The organism is Alistipes sp. An66, assembly GCF_002161445.1.
Taxonomy (GTDB): domain Bacteria; phylum Bacteroidota; class Bacteroidia; order Bacteroidales; family Rikenellaceae; genus Alistipes; species Alistipes cottocaccae.
This window is the reverse complement of the sequence record NZ_NFHT01000013.1, coordinates 1-19,930: the sequence shown is the minus strand read 5'-3', so window position 1 is coordinate 19,930 and position 19,930 is coordinate 1. Positions and strand designations below refer to the sequence as shown.

Below are 19,930 nucleotides of genomic sequence, written 5' to 3'. Positions count from 1 at the left end.
ACTCCCTGCAACACCTGCTCGACCGCACCGAAGCCCGGATGGCCGCCCGCAACCAGACCAACCGGACGGTTACGGCCGAACAGCCCGTCGATCCCGAACAGGCCGCGGCGGATTCCATCGCCTCGCTGCAACTCCGCCTGCAACGCAAGCAGATCGAGTCGACGTTCGACACCAACGGCCTGACGGTCCTCGACACGCTCAACTCCGGGAACGACGCCCTCTACGTCATTCTCTACGCCAACAACACCTGGAAATATGTCCGCAACCGCGCCGTGGCCAAAGACAGCACGATCTTCGAGAAGTACTGGGACACGTCGTCGCTCTTCCCGTACCAGAGCGTCGACATGTCGTCGATGCCGCAGTCGGTCGTGATCGACCTGATCGACTCGACGACAAGCTACCACTATCCCTACAAGGGCGCCGTGAACCCCCGCGGCAAGTACGGACCACGCCGCGGACGCCGCCATCAGGGCGTCGACCTGCCGCTCAAAACGGGCGATTCGGTCTATGCGACGTTCTGCGGCCGCGTGCGCATCTCGAAGTACGTCCGCGGATACGGCAATCTGATCATCATCCGCCACGACAACGGGCTGGAAACCTACTACGGACACCTCTCGGAGCGGCTCGTGGAGCCGGGGACGTGGGTCGAGGCCGGGCATGTGATCGGACTCGGCGGCTCGACGGGCCGTTCGACGGGACCCCACCTGCACTTCGAGACCCGCTACTACGGGCAGGCGTTCGACCCCGAACGGCTGATCGACTTCAAGAACGGCACCCTGTGCCGCGAGACCTTCCTGTTGAAGCGGTCCTTTTTCAGCATCTACTCCAACGCCGGGCAGGATTTCGAGGATGAGATCGCCAACGAGGAGCAGGACAAGAAGGAGGCTGCCGAAAAGGCCGCCATGCGTTACCACAAGATCCGCTCGGGCGACACGCTGGGCGCGCTGGCCATCAAGTACGGAACGACGGTCTCGAACATCTGCCGGCTGAACGGCATCAAGTCGACGACCATTCTGCGCATCGGCCGCACGCTCCGGGTGCGGTAGGTTCCCTTTAAGAAAGGGGCTTTCTTAAAAGCTTAAAAGGGTACCTTTTGATGGCAAAAGGTACCCAAAACCAGCCGCAAGTTGCTTTTCGCGGGGCCGCAATCTGGCGGCGCGGAAACGGGCGCCTGGCGCGGGTTTGCAAGCAAACCGGCCCCGTTTCTTATCGCTCCGCCCGTGCTGCGTCCTCTTTCCGCGAAAAGCAAAGTGCGGCGGACACCAGACGACGCAGATTCGGTTATCCGAAACCCCAATAAGCCCCGCAACTCACAAAACCCGGCTTTTAGCCGGGCGGAAATGCTTGCGGATCCGGCACCGGCCCCCGGGAGAGTCCGCCCCGGAGAAACCGGTTTTTAACCGGATGGGTTATTTTTTGTTGATCTTCGCGTCGATGGCGTCGATGGCCGCAATCACCGCCCCGCGGAAACCCCGCTGTTCGAGCTCCCCGACACCCACGATCGTCGTGCCGCCCGGCGAGCAGACCGCATCCTTCATCGCTCCCGGGTGCTGGCCCGTTTCGAGTTGCAGCCTGCCCGTGCCGACGACCATCTGGCTCACCATCCGGCAGGCGTCGGCCCGCGGAATGCCGTGCTTCACCGCCGCGTCGGACAACGCCTCGATGAACATCGCCACAAAGGCCGGGCTGCATCCGCAGATCGTCCCGGCCATCCCCAGCAGCGGGGTATCGACCGTCAGCACCAGCCCCACGTGCGAAAAGAGCTCCGTCAGGGTTTTCAGCTGTTCGTCCGAGAGCGAGTGGCGGCGTTCGAAGACCACAATGCCCTCACAGACCGCAACCGGCGTGTTGGGGCACGTGCTCAAATGGGCCGTGCCGGGAGCGAGCATCCGCTCGTAGTCGTCGAACGTTACCCCCGCGGCCACCGAGACGACAACCTTCGTCTTCAACAGTTCGCGGACCGGCGCGACGACCGCCTCGACCTGGTAGGGTTTCACGGCGATGACCACCACGTCGGCAAACGCCGCGACCTCGGCCGCCGTGTCGAAAGCCCGGAAGCCGAAGGACTCCGTATTGCGTTGCAGTTTGGCCCGGTCGCGGGCGCAGGCCCCGATACAGCCGGCCCCGACCGCGCCGCCGCGCACCAGTCCGCCGGCCAGGGCCCGGGCCATGTTTCCGAATCCGATAAATCCGATGTTCATAACGAAAAATACGATTTGAAAGGCTGCGCCGCCTTCGCAACGCAGCGGATGGTTGTTGTCTGAAAAGGTCTATTTCGAATAGTCGCGCTCGCCGAAGATCAGCGACCCGACGCGCACCTGCGTCGAACCGCACCCGACGGCCAGCGGGTAGTCGTGCGACATGCCCATCGAGAGGGTGTCGAACGCCGGGCCGAACATCGGACGCAGCTCCTCGAAGCAGCGGCGCAGTGCGTCGAAGTCGCGGCGGACGGTCGTCTCGTCGTCGGTGTTCGTGGCGATGCCCATCACGCCCCGCACCCGGAGGTTCGGCATCCCGGCAAAGGGATTCCCGGCCAGGTACGTGCGCAGTTCATCGGGGTCCCAGCCCGTCTTGGTCTCTTCGGCGGCGACGTGGAGTTCCAGCAGGATGTCGATCACCCGGCCGCACCTGGCCGCCTCCTTCTGGATCGCCTCGACGAGCCGCGCGCTGTCCACCGACTCGATCTGGGCCACGAACGGCGCGATGTACTTGATCTTGTTGGTCTGCAAGTGGCCGATCATGTGCCACTCGATATCCTTCGGCAGCGCGTCGTACTTCCCGCGCAACTCCTGCGGGCGGCTCTCGCCGAAGACGCGCTGTCCGGCGTCGTAGGCCGCGCGGACCGCCTCCGCGGGGTGGGTCTTCGAGACGGCGACCAGCGTCACCCCCGCAGGCAGCGACTGCCGCACAAGGGCCAGTTGGGATGCTATTTCCGACATGGGTTTGCAAATTTTCCGTAAAAATAGGGAAAAATCCGCCTCGACGGATGACTTCGCCCGGAAAATCGAACGGTCAAAACTTCTCCGGGGTCACTACATCCGGAAAATTGCACGGTCAAAGCCTCCCCGGACTCACAGCGTCCGGAAAATCGAACGGTCAAAACTTCTCCGGAGTCACTACATCCGGAAAATTGCACGGTCAAAGCCTCCCCGGACTCACAGCGTCCGGAAAATCGCACGGTCAAGGCCGCCCCGGTTCACTGCGCCAGGAAAATGCCCGTCACGACGGAGAGGTCGGCATCACTCAATACCATCGTCCCGGAGTGCGTGGCAGGGTTATAGATCCAGACCTCGCGCCGGCCTTCGACCTCGCTCAGCACGCCGATCCGGACCTCGGGCACACCCTTTCCGGCCGGCTCCTCACCCTCCGAACCGATCTCGACAGCGGCCTCTTCGGCCGATTCCTTCCCGGGCACGATACACTGGGTCATCGACAGCACCCGCCCCTCAACCGCGAGAACATGCTCATCCCGGGATTTCAGCGCCAGCGTTGCGGGATCGAGGGGCAGGAACCAGGTCACGCTCCCGTGCAGCACGGCATAACCGCCCACACGCTCCATCCGCGCGGGATCGTCGGCCGACGGCTTCATGGTCCAGTAGGGGAGCAGGTATTCCGACGCGACGGACTCCCCGAGCCGGGCCGTGGAACCCGACAGCGGAAGTACCAGCGGCGAAAAGGTATCGTCGTCGTTACGCACCGTGAGCAGAAGGGCCTGGAAGGCATAGACGAAGGGTTGGCGGACGATGCGGTCCGCAGTAACCCCCTCGGGCAGCTGCCAGGAATAGGGTTGCGACGTGCCTCCGGAGAGGTAGAGCCGGTCGTCGCGGACGTAGAGAGCAACCACGGACGATGCGGAGGTCGATCCCGCAAGCAGAGCCTCGCCGCCCGACTCCTGCGTATGGCGGGTGACGAGGTCCAGATCGACGAGCCGTCCGTCCGCCATGCCGCAGGCCGTGCCGGTGCCGAAACACCCCACAACATAATCCAGCGGGAGGTCGGAGGTCAGCACATCCTCATACATTTCGGTCGATCCGTACATCGGACAGCGGGCCACGGCGGTTCCACCCGCCGCAGTCGGGGTGAGCGTATAGAGGAAGATTTCGTGCTGCACGCCGTCGCCGACACGGATCGTGCCCAGCGGCTGGAAGATCCCTGCGCGGAAAAGCAGCACGTCGACCGTCGAGGGAGGGTAGTGGCCCGGAGCCAGGAAAGTGACCGACCCGGCCGTGCGCTCCGTCACGACGCCCCGGACTCCCTTTGCCCAGCCCTCCGGGGCAAACTCCTCCGAACCGCCGGTCCAGGCAATCTCGAACCAGATTTCGTCCCCCGATTCGAATCCCGAGGCCGTGACGGTCACGGGAGCGCCCGGCGCAAACGGCCCGTCGGAGGGCATCGTGATGTCGGTCACCAGGATCTCCTTCGGGCGTTCCACCGTGAGGCCGCACCCCGACACAAGAAGGCTGAAAAACAGCACCACACCAATCCTGCACATAGCAAAGCAATGATTTTAAAGTTTTTACCTCCGTATCGGGGGGGGGTATTTCCGGGCGGAAGAAAGTTGTTGCCGTTACAAATATAGTATTTTGGACCGATCGACGCAGCGGTTTCCGGCTTTTTTTCTATCTTTACGTGCTAAACCCGAAAAACATGAAAAATTTCAGATTGATGCTCGCAGCCTTCGCCGCCGTAGCCGCTTACGGCGCGGTCTCGGCCTGCACCAACTTCATCGTCACGAAGGGCGCCTCGACCGACGGTTCGGTCATGGTGACCTACGCGGCCGACTCCCATGCGCTCTACGGAGCCCTCTACCACACCCCCGGCGGACGACACAAGGCCGGGGCGATGCTCTCCGTCTACGAGTGGGACACGGGACGCTACCTCTGCGACATCCCGCAGCTCCGCGAAACATACTCCACCGTGGGCAACATGAACGAACACTCGCTCATCATCGGCGAGACGACCTACGGCGGACGTGCGGAGCTGGTCGACACCACCGGCCGCATCGACTACGGATCGCTGATCTACATCGCCCTGCAACGCGCACGCACGGCCCGCGAGGCGATCCGCGTGATCGTCGACCTGGCCAACACCTACGGATATGCGTCGAGCGGCGAGTCGTTCTCGATCGCCGATCCCGAGGAGGCATGGATCATGGAGCTCATCGGCAAGGGATACAAGGACGACGGCAAGGGCGGCAACGCCCGAAAGGGAATCGTATGGGTCGCCCGCCGCATCCCCGACGGCTATGTCTCGGCCCACGCCAACCAGGCGCGGATCACCACCTTCCCGAAGGACGACCCGGAGAACTGTCTCTATGCCCCCGACGTCGTGGAGTTCGCCCGCGAGATGGGCTACTTCGAGGGTGAGGACGAGGCGTTCAGCTTCGCCGACGCCTACTGCCCGCCCGATTTCGGGACCGTGCGCGGCTGCGACGCCCGCGTGTGGGCCTTCTTCCGCACCGTGGCCGACGGCATGGACGCCTATCAGGACTACGCCATGGGCTATGACCTCAAAAACCGCATGCCGCTGTGGGTGAAACCCCGCACGAAGGTCTCCCCGAAACAGCTCTTCGACTGCATGCGCGACCACTACGAGGGTACGCCGATGGACATGACCACGGACATCGGCGCCGGAGGCCACAACTGCCCCTACCGCTGGCGCCCGATGGAGTTCGAGGTCGACGGCGAGACCTATCTCAACGAACGCGCCACGGCTACGCAGCAGACCGGATTCTGGTTCGTGGGGCAGGCCCGCGCCGATCGTCCGGCCGACACGGGCATCCTCTGGTTCGGGGTCGACGACGCCGCGACGTCGTGCCTGACGCCGATCTTCTGCTCGGCGCAGGAGGTTCCCGAGTGCTTCCGCGAGGGCAACGGCTCGATGCTCGAATATTCGCCCACGTCGGCATTCTGGCTCTTCAACCGCACGACGAACTTCGCCTACATGCGCTACGACATGATCGCGGCCGACATCCGCAAGGTCTCGGACCAGTGGGAGAACGCCCGCCTGGCCGACATGGAGGCGATCATGGCCCGCATCGGCAGGATGTCGCCCGCGGCGCGCCGCAACTACCTCACCGAAGTGAGCGTATCGACGGCACAGGAGCTCTTTGACCGCTGGCAGCGTCTGAACGGCTACCTGCTGATCAAGTACATGGACGGCAACGTCAAGAGCGAGCACGGCGACGTGCTGTCGTTCCTCGACGGCGACGGCTCGGCCGCCCACTTCGTCGACAACGGAAACGGGCGCCAGATCCCCGACAAGATCCAGTTCCCGGGCTACAACGAGAAGTGGAAGCGCGCCGTGGCCGCCGACAACGGCGAGGTGCTCAAAGTGCGGAAATAAGCACCCGAACTCCCGGGGCCGGCCGTCTCACGCGGTCCGGCCCCGACCGGGAAACCGCGCATACAAACGGCCGAAGGAGGGGGCATTCATACCCGTCCGGAAACCGGGACATCCAGACCTGAAACGAAAATCTGAAAACCATGAAATACGACATTCTGATCATCGGCAGCGGCCCCGGCGGATATGTGGCCGCAATCCGGGCCGCGCAGCTGGGCCGCAAGGTGGCCCTCGTGGAGCGGGCCGAGGCGGGCGGCGTCTGCCTCAACTGGGGCTGCATCCCCACCAAAGCGCTCCTGAAAAGCGCACAGGTCTACGGCTTGTGCAGCCACGCCGAGCAATACGGACTCGAACTCTCCGGAGAAATCCGACCGAATCCGGAACAGATCGTGGCCCGCTCGCGCGCCGTGGCCGAGACCATGTCGCGGGGCGTGCAGTTCCTGCTGAAAAAGAACGACATCGACCTCATCGCCGGAACGGGGCGGCTCACGGCCCCGGGGCGTGTCGACGTCGACGGCTCGGAGTACGAGGCCGACCACATCATCCTCGCCACCGGGGCCCGTCCGCGCGAGATGCCCTTCATCCCGGTCGACGGCGAGCATGTGATCACCTCGCGCCAGGCCCTCACGCTCACGCGGCTGCCCGAGACGATGATCGTCGTCGGCTCCGGGGCCATCGGCAGCGAATTCGCGTGGTTCTACGCCGCGCTGGGCGTCAAGGTGACCGTCATCGAGTACCTCCCGCGCATGATGCCGCTCGAAGACGAGGAGGTCTCGAAGGCCATGGAGCGCGCCTTCCGCAAGCTGCGCGCCACGGTGCTCGTCGGGACGACCGTCAGGCAGGTGCGCGTCACGGACGAGGGGCGCTGCGCGGTGGAGATCGAGGGCCGGAAGGGCCCGGAGACCCTGACGGCAGATGTCGTGCTGTCGGCCGTGGGCATTCAGTCCAACATCGAGGGAATCGGTCTCGAAGAGCTGGGCGTCGCCGTCGAGCGCGGCAAGGTCTGCGTCGACGAATTCTACCGCACCAACGTCCCGGGGATCTACGCCATCGGCGACATCGTACCGGGTCCGACGCTGGCCCACGTGGCCTCGGCCGAGGGTATCTGCTGCGTGGAGGCCATCTGCGGGCTCTCGCCCGCACCGGTGGACTACACGACCATTCCGTCGTGCGTCTTCACGCAGCCCGAAGTGGCGTCGGTGGGCATGACCGAGCAGCAGGCCGCAGAAAAGGGCATTGCCGTGAAGATCGGACGCTTCCCCTTCACGGCCTCGGGCAAGGCCACGGCAGCGGGGGAGCGCGACGGCTTCGTGAAGCTGATTTTCGACGAGGAGGATCATCTGCTGGGGGCCCACCTGGTAGGGGCTTCGGTGACGGAGATGCTGGCCGAGCCGACGCTGGCCCGCAGGCTGGGCGCCACGGCGCATCAGATCGCCCGCACGATCCATGCCCACCCGACGATGAACGAAGGGGTGATGGAGGCTGCCGAAGCGGCGCTCGGGGCCGCCATCCATCTCTGACGGATCAGGCGCACGCGGCACGAGCCATCCGGAGTGTTTTTTTGGAAAAATTCGTATCTTTGCCCCGCTTTTTAATTCATAAATACATGAAAAACCTTTACCTGCTGACACTCGCTGCCACCCTCGTCCTTGCAGGTTGCAAGAAGGACGACACCCCTGATTCTCCCCCCCCCACACCGGAGCCTGAACCTGAACTTGAACTGACCGTCGAACAGACCGAATACACGCTCGGCGCCGTCGAGGAGCGGACCGCAACGGCCGTATTCACCGCAAAGAACGACTGGACCCTCTCGGTCGTGTACGACAATGCCGGAACCGAAGCCGCAACCGAAGCCGCAACCGACGATGAAACCGCAACCGAAGCCGCGTGGCTGACCGTTACGCCCGCGAGCGGTGCCGCCGGAGAACAGACGGTCGAACTGACCGCCGCCCCCAAAATCACGGAAGAGTCCCGCACAGCCTATGTCGATATTGCCTGCGGAGAAGAGAGCGTGCGGCTGACCGTTACCCAAACCGGCACATCCGACGAAACGAATTTCTCCGCCTTGTTCGCCCCGGAGTTTGCGCAGAAGTTGCAGGGACTGGAAATTATCTCCGATGCGGGAAATATCACGCTGGATGATATGGAAAAGATTGCCGCAATCACCGAACTGAATGTTTCGGGGAGTTCCCTGACCTCCCTGCAAGGAATCGAATATTTCGAATCGCTGACGTATTTGGGCTGCAACTACAATAAGTTGACGTCGCTGGATGTAAGCGGCTGCACGGCGCTGACGAGGTTGATGTGCTACAACAATCAGTTGACGAAACTGAATGTAAGCGGCTGCACGGCGCTGACGAAGTTGGACTGCGAAACCAATAAGTTGGAGACGCTGGATGTAAGCGGCTGCACGGCGCTGACGAAGTTGCGCTGCCTGTCCAATTCGTTGAAGTCGCTGGATGTAAGCGGCTGCACGGCGCTGACGGAGTTGCAGTGCTCCTCCAATCAGTTGACGTCGCTGGATGTGAGCGGCTGCACGGCGCTGGAGTCGTTGCTCTGCAACTCCAATCAGTTGACGGAGCTGGATGTAAGCAACAACACGGTGCTGTATGAGTTGCAGTGCACAAGAAATTCGTTGACGAGGCTGGATGTAAGCGGCTGTGCGGCGCTGACGTGGTTGGAGTGCCTGTCCAATCAGTTGACCTCGCTGGATGTAAGCAAAAACACGAAACTGAAGTGTTTGAAGTGCTCCTTCAATCAGTTGACGGAGCTGGATGTCAGCCAAAACACGGCGCTGATGTGGTTGTACTGCTACGACAATTCGTTGACGTCGCTGGATGTAAGCAACAACACGGTGCTGTATGAGTTGGAGTGCTACTCCAATCAGTTGACCTCGCTGGATGTAAGCAACCACCAATCGTTGTGGTTGGTGGACTGCAGATCCAATCAGTTGACGGTGCTGGATGTAAGCAACAACACGGAGCTGACGGAGTTGCAATGCTACTCCAATTCGTTGGCGTCGCTGGATGTAAGCGGCTGCACGGCGCTGACGGTGTTGTACTGCTACGACAATCAGTTGACGACGCTGAATGTAAGCAACAACAAGGAGCTGGAGTCGTTGCGCTGCTCCTCCAATCAGTTGAAGTCGCTGGATGTAAGCCAAAACACGGCGCTGACGACGTTGTACTGCGGAGGCAATCCCGGGGACGGGGAGTCTGTGTTCCCGGTAACGGTCTGGGCTGATTTCAACCTGAACCGCATCCCAGACAAATTCACCAAAGACAGTTGGGTTCTCGACAACGGCACAACCATCTCTCCCGTCTACCAAAAAGCTCAATAGCCCCTTTAAGAAAGGAGCCCGGTTAAGAACCGGGGCGGATTCAGGGGTCGGAAACCCCGTAAGTTTCCGCAGCCCATAAAGCCCTTCTCTTAAAAGGGGCATTTTGGTGTCAAAAGGTGCCACCAGAACCAGCCGCAAGTTGCTTTTTGCGGGGCCGCACCTCGGCATCACGGAAACGGGCGCCTGACGCGGGTTTGCAAGCAAACCGGCCCCGTTTCTTTTCGCTCCGCCTTCGTTGCGTCCTTTTTCCGCGAAAAGCAAAGTGCGCCGGTCTAAAAGACCGGTTCTATGGGCGAAGGAACCTTTGTGGGGCTTCCGGGCCGGTTCCGCGCTTTGAACGTTGGACGCGGATTCACGATTCGGAAACCTCGTGAGTTTCCGCAGCCCCTGAAACCGGCTTTTTAAGCCGGCGGTTCTTAACCGGGCGGGCGCAGTAAGATCAAGCCTTTACAGCCTCCCGTTCCGGGCGCTCGGACTTCCGAGGTTTCTTTTTCCGCAAAAAACAAAGTGCGCCGGCTTAAAAAGCCGGTTTTAGGGGCGATGGGGTCGGCGAAGAGTTTCCGAAACTATTCCGCGCGTCGACCGTCGGTCGACGCGGATTCAGGGGCCGGAAACCCCGTGAGGTCCCGCAGCCCCTAAAACCCCTTTCTTAAAGGGGGGGGAAGATTTCGGCAGGGTAGCGGACGTCGCTCAAAAACAGCCCCTGCGCCGGGGCCCCGGCACTCGAACGCGACAGGTCGCGGCTCTCGATGATCGACCGGAAATCCTCCGGCGTATAGCGCCCCCGGCCCACGTCGACCAGCGTCCCCACGATCGCCCGAACCATGTTCCGCAGAAACCGGTCCGCACGGATCGTGAAGCAGAGGCGCCCGTCCGCCAACTCCTCCCAGTCGGCCCGCTGCACATGGCAGATGTTCGTCCGGTTGTTCGAGTTCAGCTTGGCGAACGACGTGAAATCCTCGTATTCGAGCAGAAAGGCCGCCGCACGGTTCATCCGCGCGACGTCCAGCGGCACGTAGTACTGCCATGTCAGGTGGCGCGTGAAGGGATTCTTGCGCGGCTCGATGTAGTAGCGGTACTCGCGTTCGCAGGCATGGAACCGCGCGTGCGCATCCTCCGCAACCGGCGTCAGCCCCTCCACGGAGATATCCTCCGGAAGCAGAAAGTTCAGTTTGTAGAGCGTCTGCACGGGGTCCGATACCGGATGCGAACAGTCGAAATGCGCCACGTAGTAGGAGGCGTTGACCCCCGTGTCGGTACGGCCCGCACCGGTCGTCTCGATCGGTTCGCGCAGGAGCGTCGTCAGGGCCCGTTCGAGCGTCTGCTGCACCGACGGCTGGTCGGGCTGCCGCTGCCACCCGCAATAGGCGGCCCCCAGATAACGGAGTTCGAGAAAATAACGCATGGCTGAATCCTTTTCGCCGACAAAGATACGCATTTCACGCATACGATAAACGATCCCGCTACGTTTAGTTTCCGAATTTATTCGTATCTTTGTCGGAAACTTTCGAACGACATGAAGGCTGCAATCATCGGATACGGCAAGATGGGCCGCGAAATCGAACGGATCCTCACCGAACGGGGACACGAAATCGCCCTCGTCATCGACCAGGAGAACGCACACGACCTCGACGCCGAACATTTGAAGGGCATCGACGTGGCCATCGAATTCACGACGCCCGAAACGGCTTACGACAACATCCGCACCTGTCTGGAATGCGGCGCGGCCGTCGTCAGCGGAACCACCGGCTGGACCGACCGTCTGGCGGAGTTGCAGGAGCTGTGCCGCCGGCGCGGCGGGGCGTTGTTCTACGCCTCGAACTACTGTCTGGGCGTCAACCTCCTGTTCCGCCTCAACCGCCAGCTGGCCGCACTGGTCAGCCGCGTCGGGGGCGGCTACGACGTCCGCATCGAGGAGGTCCACCACACCCAGAAGAAGGATGCCCCGAGCGGCACGGCCATCACGCTCGCCGAGGGCATCATCGAAAACCTCCCCGCCAAAACGGGATGGGTGAACTTCGCACCGGGAATCGAACACGCCGCAAACCGCGTGGAGCGCAGCGGGGATACGCCGGCCGACCGCATCGAGATCCGTTCGGTGCGCGAGGGAATGGTCCCCGGCATCCACACCGTGACCTACGAGTCCGAGGACGACATCCTCGAACTGCGGCACACGATCAAAAACCGCCGCACGCTGGCGCAGGGAGCCGTCGTGGCGGCCGAATTCCTCTGCGGAAAGAAGGGCGTATACGGCATGGAGGACCTGCTGAAATAGTTGAAACAACCGAGACAACATGCAAAAAATCAAGGCTTTTTTCAGAAACAAATGGGTCGGGTTCACGCTGGCCGCCCTGCTCTATACGCTCTGGTTCGTCGTCTGGACCGGGAACCTCTGGCTCCTGATCGGCCTGCCCGTCATCTACGACCTCTACATCTCGAAGCTCTTCTACCGCTACGTCTGGCACCACAACGCGGAGCTCTGCAAACGAAACAGGCTCTACAAGACCGTCTACGAGTGGGTCAACGCCATCATCTTCGCAACGGTCGTCGCCACGCTCGTGCACATCTTCATCTTCCAGATGTATGTGATCCCCACCTCGTCGATGGAGAAATCCCTGCTCGTCGGTGACTACCTCTACGTCAGCAAGGTATCCTACGGCCCCCAGATGCCCAACACACCCCTCTCGTTCCCCTTCGTGCACCACACGATGCCCTTCTCGCAGACCAAAAAATCCTTCTCCGAAGCGATCAAATGGCCCTATCACCGGCTCAAAGGACTCAAACCCATCCGCCGCAACGACGTCGTGGTCTTCAACTTCCCCGCCGGAGACACCGTGCTGCTCGAAAACCAGTCGGTGACCTACTATGACGTGCTGCGCGGTTTCGAGGAGTCCTTCGGAAAGGAGGAGGGGCGCAAGCGCCTCAACGAAAAATACACGGTCATCAGCCGACCCGTGGACAAACGCGAAAACTACATCAAGCGATGCGTGGCCCTGCCCGGCGACTCGCTCGTGATCCGCGACGGACAGGTCTTTGTCAACGGAGAACCCCAGGAGCCGATCCCCGGCTTGCAGAGCTCCTACATCGTGCAGACCAACGCCCCCTTCACGCAGTATGCGCTCGACAACCTCGGAATCACCGAGTACAGCGGAAACGGCGCCGCCTACTACATGTCCCTCACGAAGGAGGCCGCCGCAAAGATCGAGGCGTCGAGCAACGTCATCTCGATCCGCCCCTACATCTACACCCCCTCGACCGACGTATTCCCGCAATGGGACGAGGCGCGGTGGAGCCAGGACAACTACGGACCGATCTGGATCCCGAAGAAGGGCGCCACGGTGGAGCTGACACCCGAAAACCTGCCGCTCTACCGCCGGATCATCGAGGCATACGAGGGGCATGAGCTCGACGTGCGCGACGGCGCGATCCGCATCGACGGAGAACCCGCCACGCAGTACACCTTCGCCATGGACTACTTCTGGATGATGGGTGACAACCGCCACAATTCGGCCGACTCGCGCTTCTGGGGCTTCGTGCCCGAGGACCACATCGTCGGAAAGGCCTCGTTCGTCTGGCTCTCGCTCGACGCCAACAAGAAGTTCCCGTCGAACATCCGCTGGGAGCGGCTCTTCCGGAAAGTGCGGTAGGCCATGCAGGACGACGACCGATACCGGACCGTCGCGGCGCCCGCCGAGGCCGCCTGCCGCGAACGCAGCAGCAAGTTCCTCGCCTGGATCTATCCCGTCCGCAGCGAGGAGGAGATCCGCGGCCATCTGGATGCCCTGCGCAAACGATTCTTCGACGCCACGCACCACTGTTACGCCTGGCGGCTCGGACCCCGCGGCGAGGCATTCCGCGCCAACGACGACGGAGAACCTTCGGGAACGGCCGGAAAGCCGATTCTCGGGCAGCTGCTCTCGAACGACATCACCGATTGTCTCGTAGTCGTGGTCCGCTACTTCGGCGGCACGAAGCTCGGGGTTCCCGGGTTGATCGCCGCATACCGCGAAGCCGCAGCTGCGGCCATCGAAGCCGCGCAGATCGTCGAGCGGACCGTCGACCGGGTCGTCACGGTGGATTTCCCCTATGTGGCGATGAACGACATCATGCGTGTGGTCAAGGAGGAGCAGCCCAGGATCGAGGCGCAGGAGTTCGACAACCTCTGCACCCTGCGGCTCGCAATCCGCGAAAGCCGCGCCGAGGGGCTGGTCGTCAGGCTCCGCAAGGCCGGAGGTTCCATCCGGGAGTAACCGGTGAGGGCAGACGGCCGGAAAGGACCGGGAAAAGGAGCAGGGTAGAAGGACCGCGGGAAGAAGGAGCAGGGAAAGAAAAAACCGGGATTGCAGACGCGGACAGGCGGAATCGGGTCCTCCCAAGTATAGAAACAAACCAACGGAACAAGGTCGCGGATCGCAGACCTTACGGATATGGAAAAACACGATAACTGCATCTACATAAAAGGGGCGCGGGTTCATAACCTTCGCAACATCGAACTCGCCATCCCGCACGAAAAACTGATCGTCATCACCGGTTTGTCGGGCTCCGGAAAGTCGACCCTCGCCTTCGACACCATCTTCGCCGAAGGGCAGCGCCGCTATGTCGAGAGCCTCTCGGCCTATGCCCGGCAGTTCCTCGGCAAGATCAACAAACCCGATGTCGACATCATCGAGGGAATCGCCCCGGCCATCGCCATCGAGCAGAAGGTCAACACGCGCAACCCCCGCTCGACGGTCGGAACGACCACCGAAATCTACGACTATCTGAAACTCCTCTTCGCACGCGTCGGACACACCTTCTCGCCCGTCTCGGGCGAAGAGGTCCGCTGCTACTCGACGGACGATGTGGCCGAATACCTCCTCGAACACCGCGGGCAGCGCATCCTCATCGGGGCGCCGCTGGTACTCGCCGAAGGGCAGGGGATCATCGAGAAGCTGACGCTGCTGCTCTCCGAGGGTTTCATGCGCGTCTACACCGGCGGCGAGGTGCGGCTCATCGAAGACATCCTGCCCGGAATCGGACCCGACACGAAGGCCGACGAGCTGCGCATCGTCGTCGACCGCCTGCGCGTGAACGACGACGAGGAGACCCCGACCCGCATCCGCGATTCGGTGGCCCGCGCCTTCTCCTACGGCGGGGGCGTCTGCGAGACGGTCACCGACGACGGACTGCGCTCCTTCTCGTCGCGCTTCGAGGCCGACGGCATCGAGTTCGAACCCCCGACCGAGCATCTGTTCAGCTTCAACAACCCGCTCGGCGCCTGCCCCCGCTGCGAAGGCTACGGAAAGGTCATCGGCATCGACGAGGACCTCGTGATCCCCGACAAGAGCAAGACCATCTACGAGGATGCAATCGCCTGCTGGCGCGGCGAGACGATGCGTCGCTGGAAGCAGCAGCTCATCGACAACGCCGCGAAGTTCGACTTCCCGATCCACACCCCCTTCTACGAACTGACACCCGCCCAAAAACGTCTGCTCTGGCGCGGAAACCAGTATTTCCACGGTCTCGACGAGTTCTTCCAGTACATCGACTCCGAGCGGCGCAAGATCCAGTTCCGCGTGATGAAGGCCCGCTACACGGGCAAGACCGTCTGCCCCGAGTGCGGCGGTTCGCGGCTGCGCCGCGAGGCTCTCTACGTCCAGGTCGGGGGGCGCACGATCGCCGATCTGGTCCGCATGCCCGTCGACGGGCTGATCGACTTCTTCGCCGCCCTGCAACTCGACGACCACGACGCAAAGGCCGCGGCGCGCATCCTCGTCGAGATCCGAAACCGGTTGCAATACCTCGCCGACGTGGGGCTCGGATACCTGACCCTCGACCGCCTGTCGGCAACCCTCTCCGGCGGCGAGAGCCAGCGCATCAACCTCTCCACATCGCTCGGAAGCAACCTCACAGGCTCGATGTACATCCTCGACGAACCCTCGATCGGGCTCCATCCCCGCGACACAAACCGCCTGATCGGCGTGCTGAAACAGCTGCGCGACCTGGGAAACACGGTGATCGTCGTCGAACACGAGGAGGAGGTGATCCGAGCCGCCGACTGGATCGTCGACATCGGTCCAAAGGCCGGTTACAACGGCGGCGAGGTGGTCTTCAACGGCACGCTCCCCGATCTGTTGAAGTGCGGGCAAAGCCTCACGGCCGACTACCTCACGGGACGCCGCGAAATCGCCGTGCCCCCCACCGAGCGCGGGTGGAGCCGCTCGATCCGGATCCGCGGAGCCCGCGAAAACAACCTCCGCAACATCGACGTGCGGATCCCGCTCGGCGTGATGACCTGCATCACCGGAGTCAGCGGATCGGGAAAATCATCCCTGGCCAAAGGAATCCTCTATCCCGCGCTGCGGCGCATGCTCTTCGACACGGGCGTCAAACCCGGCGACTTCGACGGACTGGACGGCGACGTGCAGCTGCTCAAATCGGTCGAGATGGTCGACCAGAACCCCATCGGAAAGTCCTCGCGATCGAATCCCGTCACCTACATCAAGGCCTACGACGAGATCCGCAAGCTCTTCGCCGACCAACCCTATGCCCAGCACAACGGACTCGGCGCCTCGGCCTTCTCGTTCAACATCGCCGGAGGCCGCTGCGAGGAGTGTCAGGGCGAGGGCGTCATCAAGGTCTCGATGCAGTTCATGGCCGACGTCGAACTGGTCTGCGAAGCCTGCGGCGGAAAGCGTTTCCGCGACGAGATCCTCGAAGTCAGGTACCGCGGACGGTCGATCTACGACGTACTCGAAATGACCGTCGACGAGGCCATCGACTTCTTCGGCGAAGAGCCCGCGAACGCCACCTGCCGCAGGATCATCGAGCGGCTGAAACCCTTGCAGGACGTCGGTCTCGGATACATCAAGCTCGGGCAGTCCTCCTCGACGCTCTCCGGCGGCGAGAGCCAGCGCGTGAAACTCGCATCGTTCCTCACGAAGGATGCCGCCCAGGGCGGCGTGATGTTCATCTTCGACGAACCCACCACGGGACTCCACTTCCACGACATCTCGAAGCTCCTCGCGGCGTTCAACGCCCTGATCGAACGCGGGCACACGATCGTCGTCGTCGAGCACAACATGGACATCATCAAGTGTGCCGACTGGGTCGTGGACCTCGGGCCCGAAGCCGGTGACGGGGGCGGGCGCGTCATCTTCGAGGGCCGGCCCCGCGAGCTGGAACAATGCCCCGAAAGCCACACCGGCGAGTTCCTGCGCCGCCGCACCAAACGCTGATCCCCAATCATGGAATTCCACACCTATACCTTGCCCAACGGAATCCGCGGCATCCACCGTCAGGTGCGCGGATCGGTGGCACACTGTGCCCTGGTCATCGGCGCCGGAAGCCGCGACGAACTCCCCACGGAGTACGGGCTGGCACACTTCACCGAACACGCCTTCTTCAAGGGCACCGAGCGCCGCCGCGCCTGGCAGGTCAACTGCCGCCTCGAAAACCTCGGCGGCGAGCTCAACGCCTTCACCACGAAGGAGGACACGACGATCCATGCCACGACCCTCCGCGGCGACTTTGCAAAGGCCGCCGAGCTGATCGCCGACATCGCCTTCCATTCGACCTTCCCCGAACGCGAACTCGAACGCGAAAAGGAGGTCATCGTCGACGAGATCAACACCTACAAGGATTCGCCCGCCGACCTGATCTACGATACCTTCGAGGACCTGCTGTTCGAGGGTTCGCAGCTGGGACACAACATCCTGGGCCGCAAGGCCGCACTCGCCCGTTACGACGGCGACGCCATCCGCGCCTTCACCCGCCGGATGCACACCACCGACCGCATGGTCTTCTCGTCGATCGGCAACTTCTCGCCCCGGGCGGCCGAAGCCGTCGCCGCGCGTTACTTCGGCGAACAGCCCGCCACCGTATGCGGCGGCGAAAGGGTAGCGCCGGGCCCCTGCGCGGCGTTCGAAAAGAGCGTCGTGAAACACACCCACCAGACCCACTGCATCATCGGCGGCCGCGCCTGCGGAATCGCCGAAGAACGCCGCCTGCCCCTGGCCCTCGTGGTCAACATCCTCGGAGGACCGTCGGCCAACTCGCTGCTCAACGTGGTCGTGCGCGAACGAAACGGACTGTCGTACAACATCGAAGCCAACTACACCCCCTACGGCGATACGGGCATCGTGGCGATCTATTTCAGCTCCGAACACGGAAACGCCGACCATTGCATCGAGCTCATCGAGGAGCAGCTGCACCGGTTGCGCACCGTACCCCTCACCAGCCGCCAGCTCTCGATGGCCAAGAAGCAGTTCATCGCCCAACTGGCCATTTCGAGCGAAAGCAACGAGAGTTACATGCTCGGTGCCGGCAAGAGCCTGCTGACCCACGACGAAGTGGACACCATGGAGCAGGTTTACGCCAAAGTCCGCGAACTGACCGCCGCACAACTCACCGAAGTTGCCGAAGAGGTCTTTTCGGGCATGTCAAGGTTGATTTACAAATAGAGTCTATGGACGCACTCGAACGATACGTACACGAACATTCGGCGCCCGAAGAGGAGCTGTTGCATGAGCTGGACCGCGAAACCAACCTCCGCGCCGTGGCACCCCGCATGTTGTCCGGGCACATTCAGGGGCGGATGCTCGAAATGATCGTCCGCATGATCCGCCCCCGCCGGGTGTTGGAGATCGGGACCTTCACGGGCTATTCGGCCCTCTCGATGGCCGCGGGGCTCGACGACGAGGCCCGGTTGGACACCATCGAGGTCGACGACGAGCTGGAAGAGTTCACCCGGTCGTGGTTCGACCGTTCGCCCCACGGCCGCAAGATCCGGCTGCACATCGGCTCGGCACTCGACATCGCACCCCGGCTCGGCGAGGTCTACGACCTCGTCTTCATCGACGGCGACAAGCGCGAATATCCCGACTACTACCGCATGCTGATGGGCGACAACGGCGGCAAGGCGCTCGTACACGGCGGTTCGGTGATGATCGCCGACAACATCCTCTGGTCGGGGAAGGTCGTGCAGCCCGTGGCACACGGCGACCGGCACACGCAGGCGTTGATCGAGTTCAACCGCATGGTCGTCGAGGACCCCCGCGTGGAGAACGTCATCGTCCCCCTGCGCGACGGGCTGAACCTGATCCGGGTAAAAAGCAACTGAAAACAACAGGGATACTACGGATTTCAACGATTCGATACAGCGCTGACAGGCTTCGCAAAGTCCCCGCCGAGGCGGGGATTTAGGGGTGGGTCTGACCTGAATACGGCGCCGCAGGCGGCGAACAACAGCGGCGGGATACGAAACACCGGACAACAAGCAACCATCGACAACATACATTTTACCATGGAGATCAAGGAATTGCAGGAAAGGGTAGACGCCTGGATCAAGCAGTACGGCGTGCGTTACTTCTCGGAACTGACCAACATGGCCTGCCTCACGGAAGAGGTGGGGGAGTTGGCCCGCGTCATGGCCCGCACCTACGGCGACCAGTCGTTCAAGGCCGGCGAACGGGCCAACCTCGCCGACGAAATGGCCGACGTGCTGTGGGTGTTGGTCTGTCTGGCCAACCAGACCGGCATCGACCTCACCGAAGCCATCGAGGCCAATTTCGCCAAAAAGACCTCTCGCGACAAGGAGCGACACCTCAACAACAGCAAACTCAACAAGGAGTGAAAAAACGGTTCATTTCAGGGAGCGGACCCCGTATGTGGCGGCCCGCTCCCTCTGTTTTTTCCGGAACACCCTGTTTTTTATACCCTTCGGGCGGATCGGTTTGGTGCGTTCGGGAAAAATCCCTATCTTTGGAAAAACCGGATTTACAAACTCCAAAAAACAACCATCATGAAACGTTTTTACCTGCTGACCGCCCTCTTCGCGCTGACCGCCGCCGGGTGCGTCAAGGTGGATCTGGTCGATGTTTCTACCTCCCCCCTTCCGGAAAATCTGACCGTTGAACAGACCGACTACACGCTCGGGCCCATCGAGGAGCGGACCGCAACGGTGGTGTTCTCCGCAAAGGGCGACTGGACCCTCTCGATCGTGTACGACGATGCCGATGCCGGAGACGAAACCGATGCCGATGCCGCGTGGCTGACGGCCGATGCCGCAGGCGGTGCCGCCGGAGAACAGAGCCTCGGAATGTCCGCCGCACGGAATTTCCAGGCAGCGCCCCGCACGGCCTATGTCGATCTCGTCTGCGGGGAGCAGACCGTGCGGCTGACCGTCACCCAGACGGGCCTGTCCGACGACATGGACTTCTCCGCACTGTTCGATGAGACCTTTGCGCAGAAGTTGCAGGAACGGGATAT

The 19,930-nt window shown here is 62.3% G+C and carries 16 protein-coding genes; 12 read left to right on the top strand and 4 right to left on the bottom strand.

What is annotated here, in order from left to right; translation table 11 throughout:
• Positions 1–38: 38 nt before the first annotated feature.
• Positions 39–1,046, top strand: coding sequence for a peptidoglycan DD-metalloendopeptidase family protein (locus B5G16_RS09275; protein ID WP_087263509.1), 1,008 nt, complete (start codon positions 39–41; stop codon positions 1,044–1,046).
• A 363-nt stretch (positions 1,047–1,409) separates the two neighbouring features.
• Here the strand turns inward: B5G16_RS09275 and proC are convergent, their stop codons facing one another.
• The 3 genes from proC to B5G16_RS09260 form a co-directional block, all read right to left on the bottom strand.
• A complete protein-coding gene (proC, locus tag B5G16_RS09270) occupies positions 1,410–2,201 on the bottom strand; it encodes a pyrroline-5-carboxylate reductase (protein WP_087263464.1) in 792 nt (263 codons plus the stop codon).
• A 69-nt stretch (positions 2,202–2,270) separates the two neighbouring features.
• A complete protein-coding gene (locus B5G16_RS09265; protein ID WP_087263463.1) occupies positions 2,271–2,939 on the bottom strand; it encodes a YggS family pyridoxal phosphate-dependent enzyme in 669 nt (222 codons plus the stop codon).
• 257 nt (positions 2,940–3,196) lie between these two features.
• Entirely contained in the window at positions 3,197–4,492 is a 1,296-nt protein-coding gene (locus tag B5G16_RS09260; RefSeq protein WP_087263462.1) for a WD40-like domain containing protein, read from the bottom strand.
• A 155-nt stretch (positions 4,493–4,647) separates the two neighbouring features.
• On the opposite strand from B5G16_RS09260, the gene B5G16_RS09255 reads away from it, so the two are divergent.
• From B5G16_RS09255 to B5G16_RS09245, 3 genes are all read left to right on the top strand, one after another.
• Positions 4,648–6,345, top strand: coding sequence for a C69 family dipeptidase (locus tag B5G16_RS09255; RefSeq protein WP_087263461.1), 1,698 nt, complete (start codon positions 4,648–4,650; stop codon positions 6,343–6,345).
• A 140-nt stretch (positions 6,346–6,485) separates the two neighbouring features.
• A complete protein-coding gene (gene lpdA / locus B5G16_RS09250) occupies positions 6,486–7,862 on the top strand; it encodes a dihydrolipoyl dehydrogenase (protein WP_087263460.1) in 1,377 nt (458 codons plus the stop codon).
• Positions 7,863–7,948: 86 nt separating this feature from the next.
• Positions 7,949–9,682: a BACON domain-containing protein gene (locus B5G16_RS09245; RefSeq protein WP_087263459.1), complete on the top strand. Its 1,734-nt coding sequence runs from the start codon at positions 7,949–7,951 to the stop codon at positions 9,680–9,682.
• Positions 9,683–10,331: 649 nt separating this feature from the next.
• Here the strand turns inward: B5G16_RS09245 and truA are convergent.
• The gene (truA, locus tag B5G16_RS09240; RefSeq protein WP_087263458.1) at positions 10,332–11,087 is read right to left on the bottom strand and encodes a tRNA pseudouridine(38-40) synthase TruA; all 756 of its coding nucleotides are present in this window, start codon (positions 11,085–11,087) and stop codon (positions 10,332–10,334) included.
• Positions 11,088–11,198: 111 nt separating this feature from the next.
• Between truA and dapB the strand changes: the two genes are divergently transcribed.
• The 8 genes from dapB to B5G16_RS09200 form a co-directional block, all read left to right on the top strand.
• The gene (gene dapB / locus B5G16_RS09235) at positions 11,199–11,957 is read left to right on the top strand and encodes a 4-hydroxy-tetrahydrodipicolinate reductase (RefSeq protein WP_087263457.1); all 759 of its coding nucleotides are present in this window, start codon (positions 11,199–11,201) and stop codon (positions 11,955–11,957) included.
• A gap of 19 nt (positions 11,958–11,976) precedes the next feature.
• On the top strand, positions 11,977–13,329 hold the full coding sequence (gene lepB / locus B5G16_RS09230) for a signal peptidase I (RefSeq protein ID WP_087263456.1): 1,353 nt from the start codon (positions 11,977–11,979) through the stop codon (positions 13,327–13,329).
• 3 nt (positions 13,330–13,332) lie between these two features.
• Positions 13,333–13,932 (top strand): IMPACT family protein, encoded by a 600-nt coding sequence (locus B5G16_RS09225; RefSeq protein ID WP_087263455.1) that lies wholly within the window; start codon positions 13,333–13,335, stop codon positions 13,930–13,932.
• 177 nt (positions 13,933–14,109) lie between these two features.
• On the top strand, positions 14,110–16,899 hold the full coding sequence (gene uvrA, locus B5G16_RS09220) for an excinuclease ABC subunit UvrA (protein ID WP_087263454.1): 2,790 nt from the start codon (positions 14,110–14,112) through the stop codon (positions 16,897–16,899).
• Between the two features lie 9 nt (positions 16,900–16,908).
• Complete coding sequence (locus B5G16_RS09215; protein WP_087263453.1) at positions 16,909–18,123, top strand: M16 family metallopeptidase; 1,215 nt, start codon at positions 16,909–16,911, stop codon at positions 18,121–18,123.
• A gap of 5 nt (positions 18,124–18,128) precedes the next feature.
• Positions 18,129–18,782 (top strand): O-methyltransferase, encoded by a 654-nt coding sequence (locus tag B5G16_RS09210; RefSeq protein ID WP_087263452.1) that lies wholly within the window; start codon positions 18,129–18,131, stop codon positions 18,780–18,782.
• A gap of 183 nt (positions 18,783–18,965) precedes the next feature.
• The gene (locus B5G16_RS09205) at positions 18,966–19,295 is read left to right on the top strand and encodes a nucleotide pyrophosphohydrolase (RefSeq protein ID WP_087263451.1); all 330 of its coding nucleotides are present in this window, start codon (positions 18,966–18,968) and stop codon (positions 19,293–19,295) included.
• A gap of 168 nt (positions 19,296–19,463) precedes the next feature.
• The coding region (locus B5G16_RS09200) for a BACON domain-containing protein (protein ID WP_143260859.1) at positions 19,464–19,930 on the top strand (467 nt) is incomplete at its 3' end.

Excerpts from the sequence above, each read along its gene's own strand:
- B5G16_RS09225 (WP_087263455.1), top strand. The coding sequence starts at position 13,333 with ATGCAGGACGACGACCGATACCGGACCGTCGCGGCGCCCGCCGAGGCC.
- lpdA (WP_087263460.1), top strand. The coding sequence starts at position 6,486 with ATGAAATACGACATTCTGATCATCGGCAGCGGCCCCGGCGGATATGTG.
- uvrA (WP_087263454.1), top strand. The coding sequence starts at position 14,110 with ATGGAAAAACACGATAACTGCATCTACATAAAAGGGGCGCGGGTTCAT.
- B5G16_RS09265 (WP_087263463.1), bottom strand. The coding sequence starts at position 2,939 with ATGTCGGAAATAGCATCCCAACTGGCCCTTGTGCGGCAGTCGCTGCCT.
- B5G16_RS09205 (WP_087263451.1), top strand. The coding sequence starts at position 18,966 with ATGGAGATCAAGGAATTGCAGGAAAGGGTAGACGCCTGGATCAAGCAG.
- B5G16_RS09260 (WP_087263462.1), bottom strand. The coding sequence starts at position 4,492 with ATGTGCAGGATTGGTGTGGTGCTGTTTTTCAGCCTTCTTGTGTCGGGG.
- B5G16_RS09245 (WP_087263459.1), top strand. The coding sequence starts at position 7,949 with ATGAAAAACCTTTACCTGCTGACACTCGCTGCCACCCTCGTCCTTGCA.
- truA (WP_087263458.1), bottom strand. The coding sequence starts at position 11,087 with ATGCGTTATTTTCTCGAACTCCGTTATCTGGGGGCCGCCTATTGCGGG.
- B5G16_RS09255 (WP_087263461.1), top strand. The coding sequence starts at position 4,648 with ATGAAAAATTTCAGATTGATGCTCGCAGCCTTCGCCGCCGTAGCCGCT.
- B5G16_RS09210 (WP_087263452.1), top strand. The coding sequence starts at position 18,129 with ATGGACGCACTCGAACGATACGTACACGAACATTCGGCGCCCGAAGAG.
- B5G16_RS09215 (WP_087263453.1), top strand. The coding sequence starts at position 16,909 with ATGGAATTCCACACCTATACCTTGCCCAACGGAATCCGCGGCATCCAC.
- dapB (WP_087263457.1), top strand. The coding sequence starts at position 11,199 with ATGAAGGCTGCAATCATCGGATACGGCAAGATGGGCCGCGAAATCGAA.
- B5G16_RS09275 (WP_087263509.1), top strand. The coding sequence starts at position 39 with ATGGCCGCCCGCAACCAGACCAACCGGACGGTTACGGCCGAACAGCCC.
- lepB (WP_087263456.1), top strand. The coding sequence starts at position 11,977 with ATGCAAAAAATCAAGGCTTTTTTCAGAAACAAATGGGTCGGGTTCACG.
- proC (WP_087263464.1), bottom strand. The coding sequence starts at position 2,201 with ATGAACATCGGATTTATCGGATTCGGAAACATGGCCCGGGCCCTGGCC.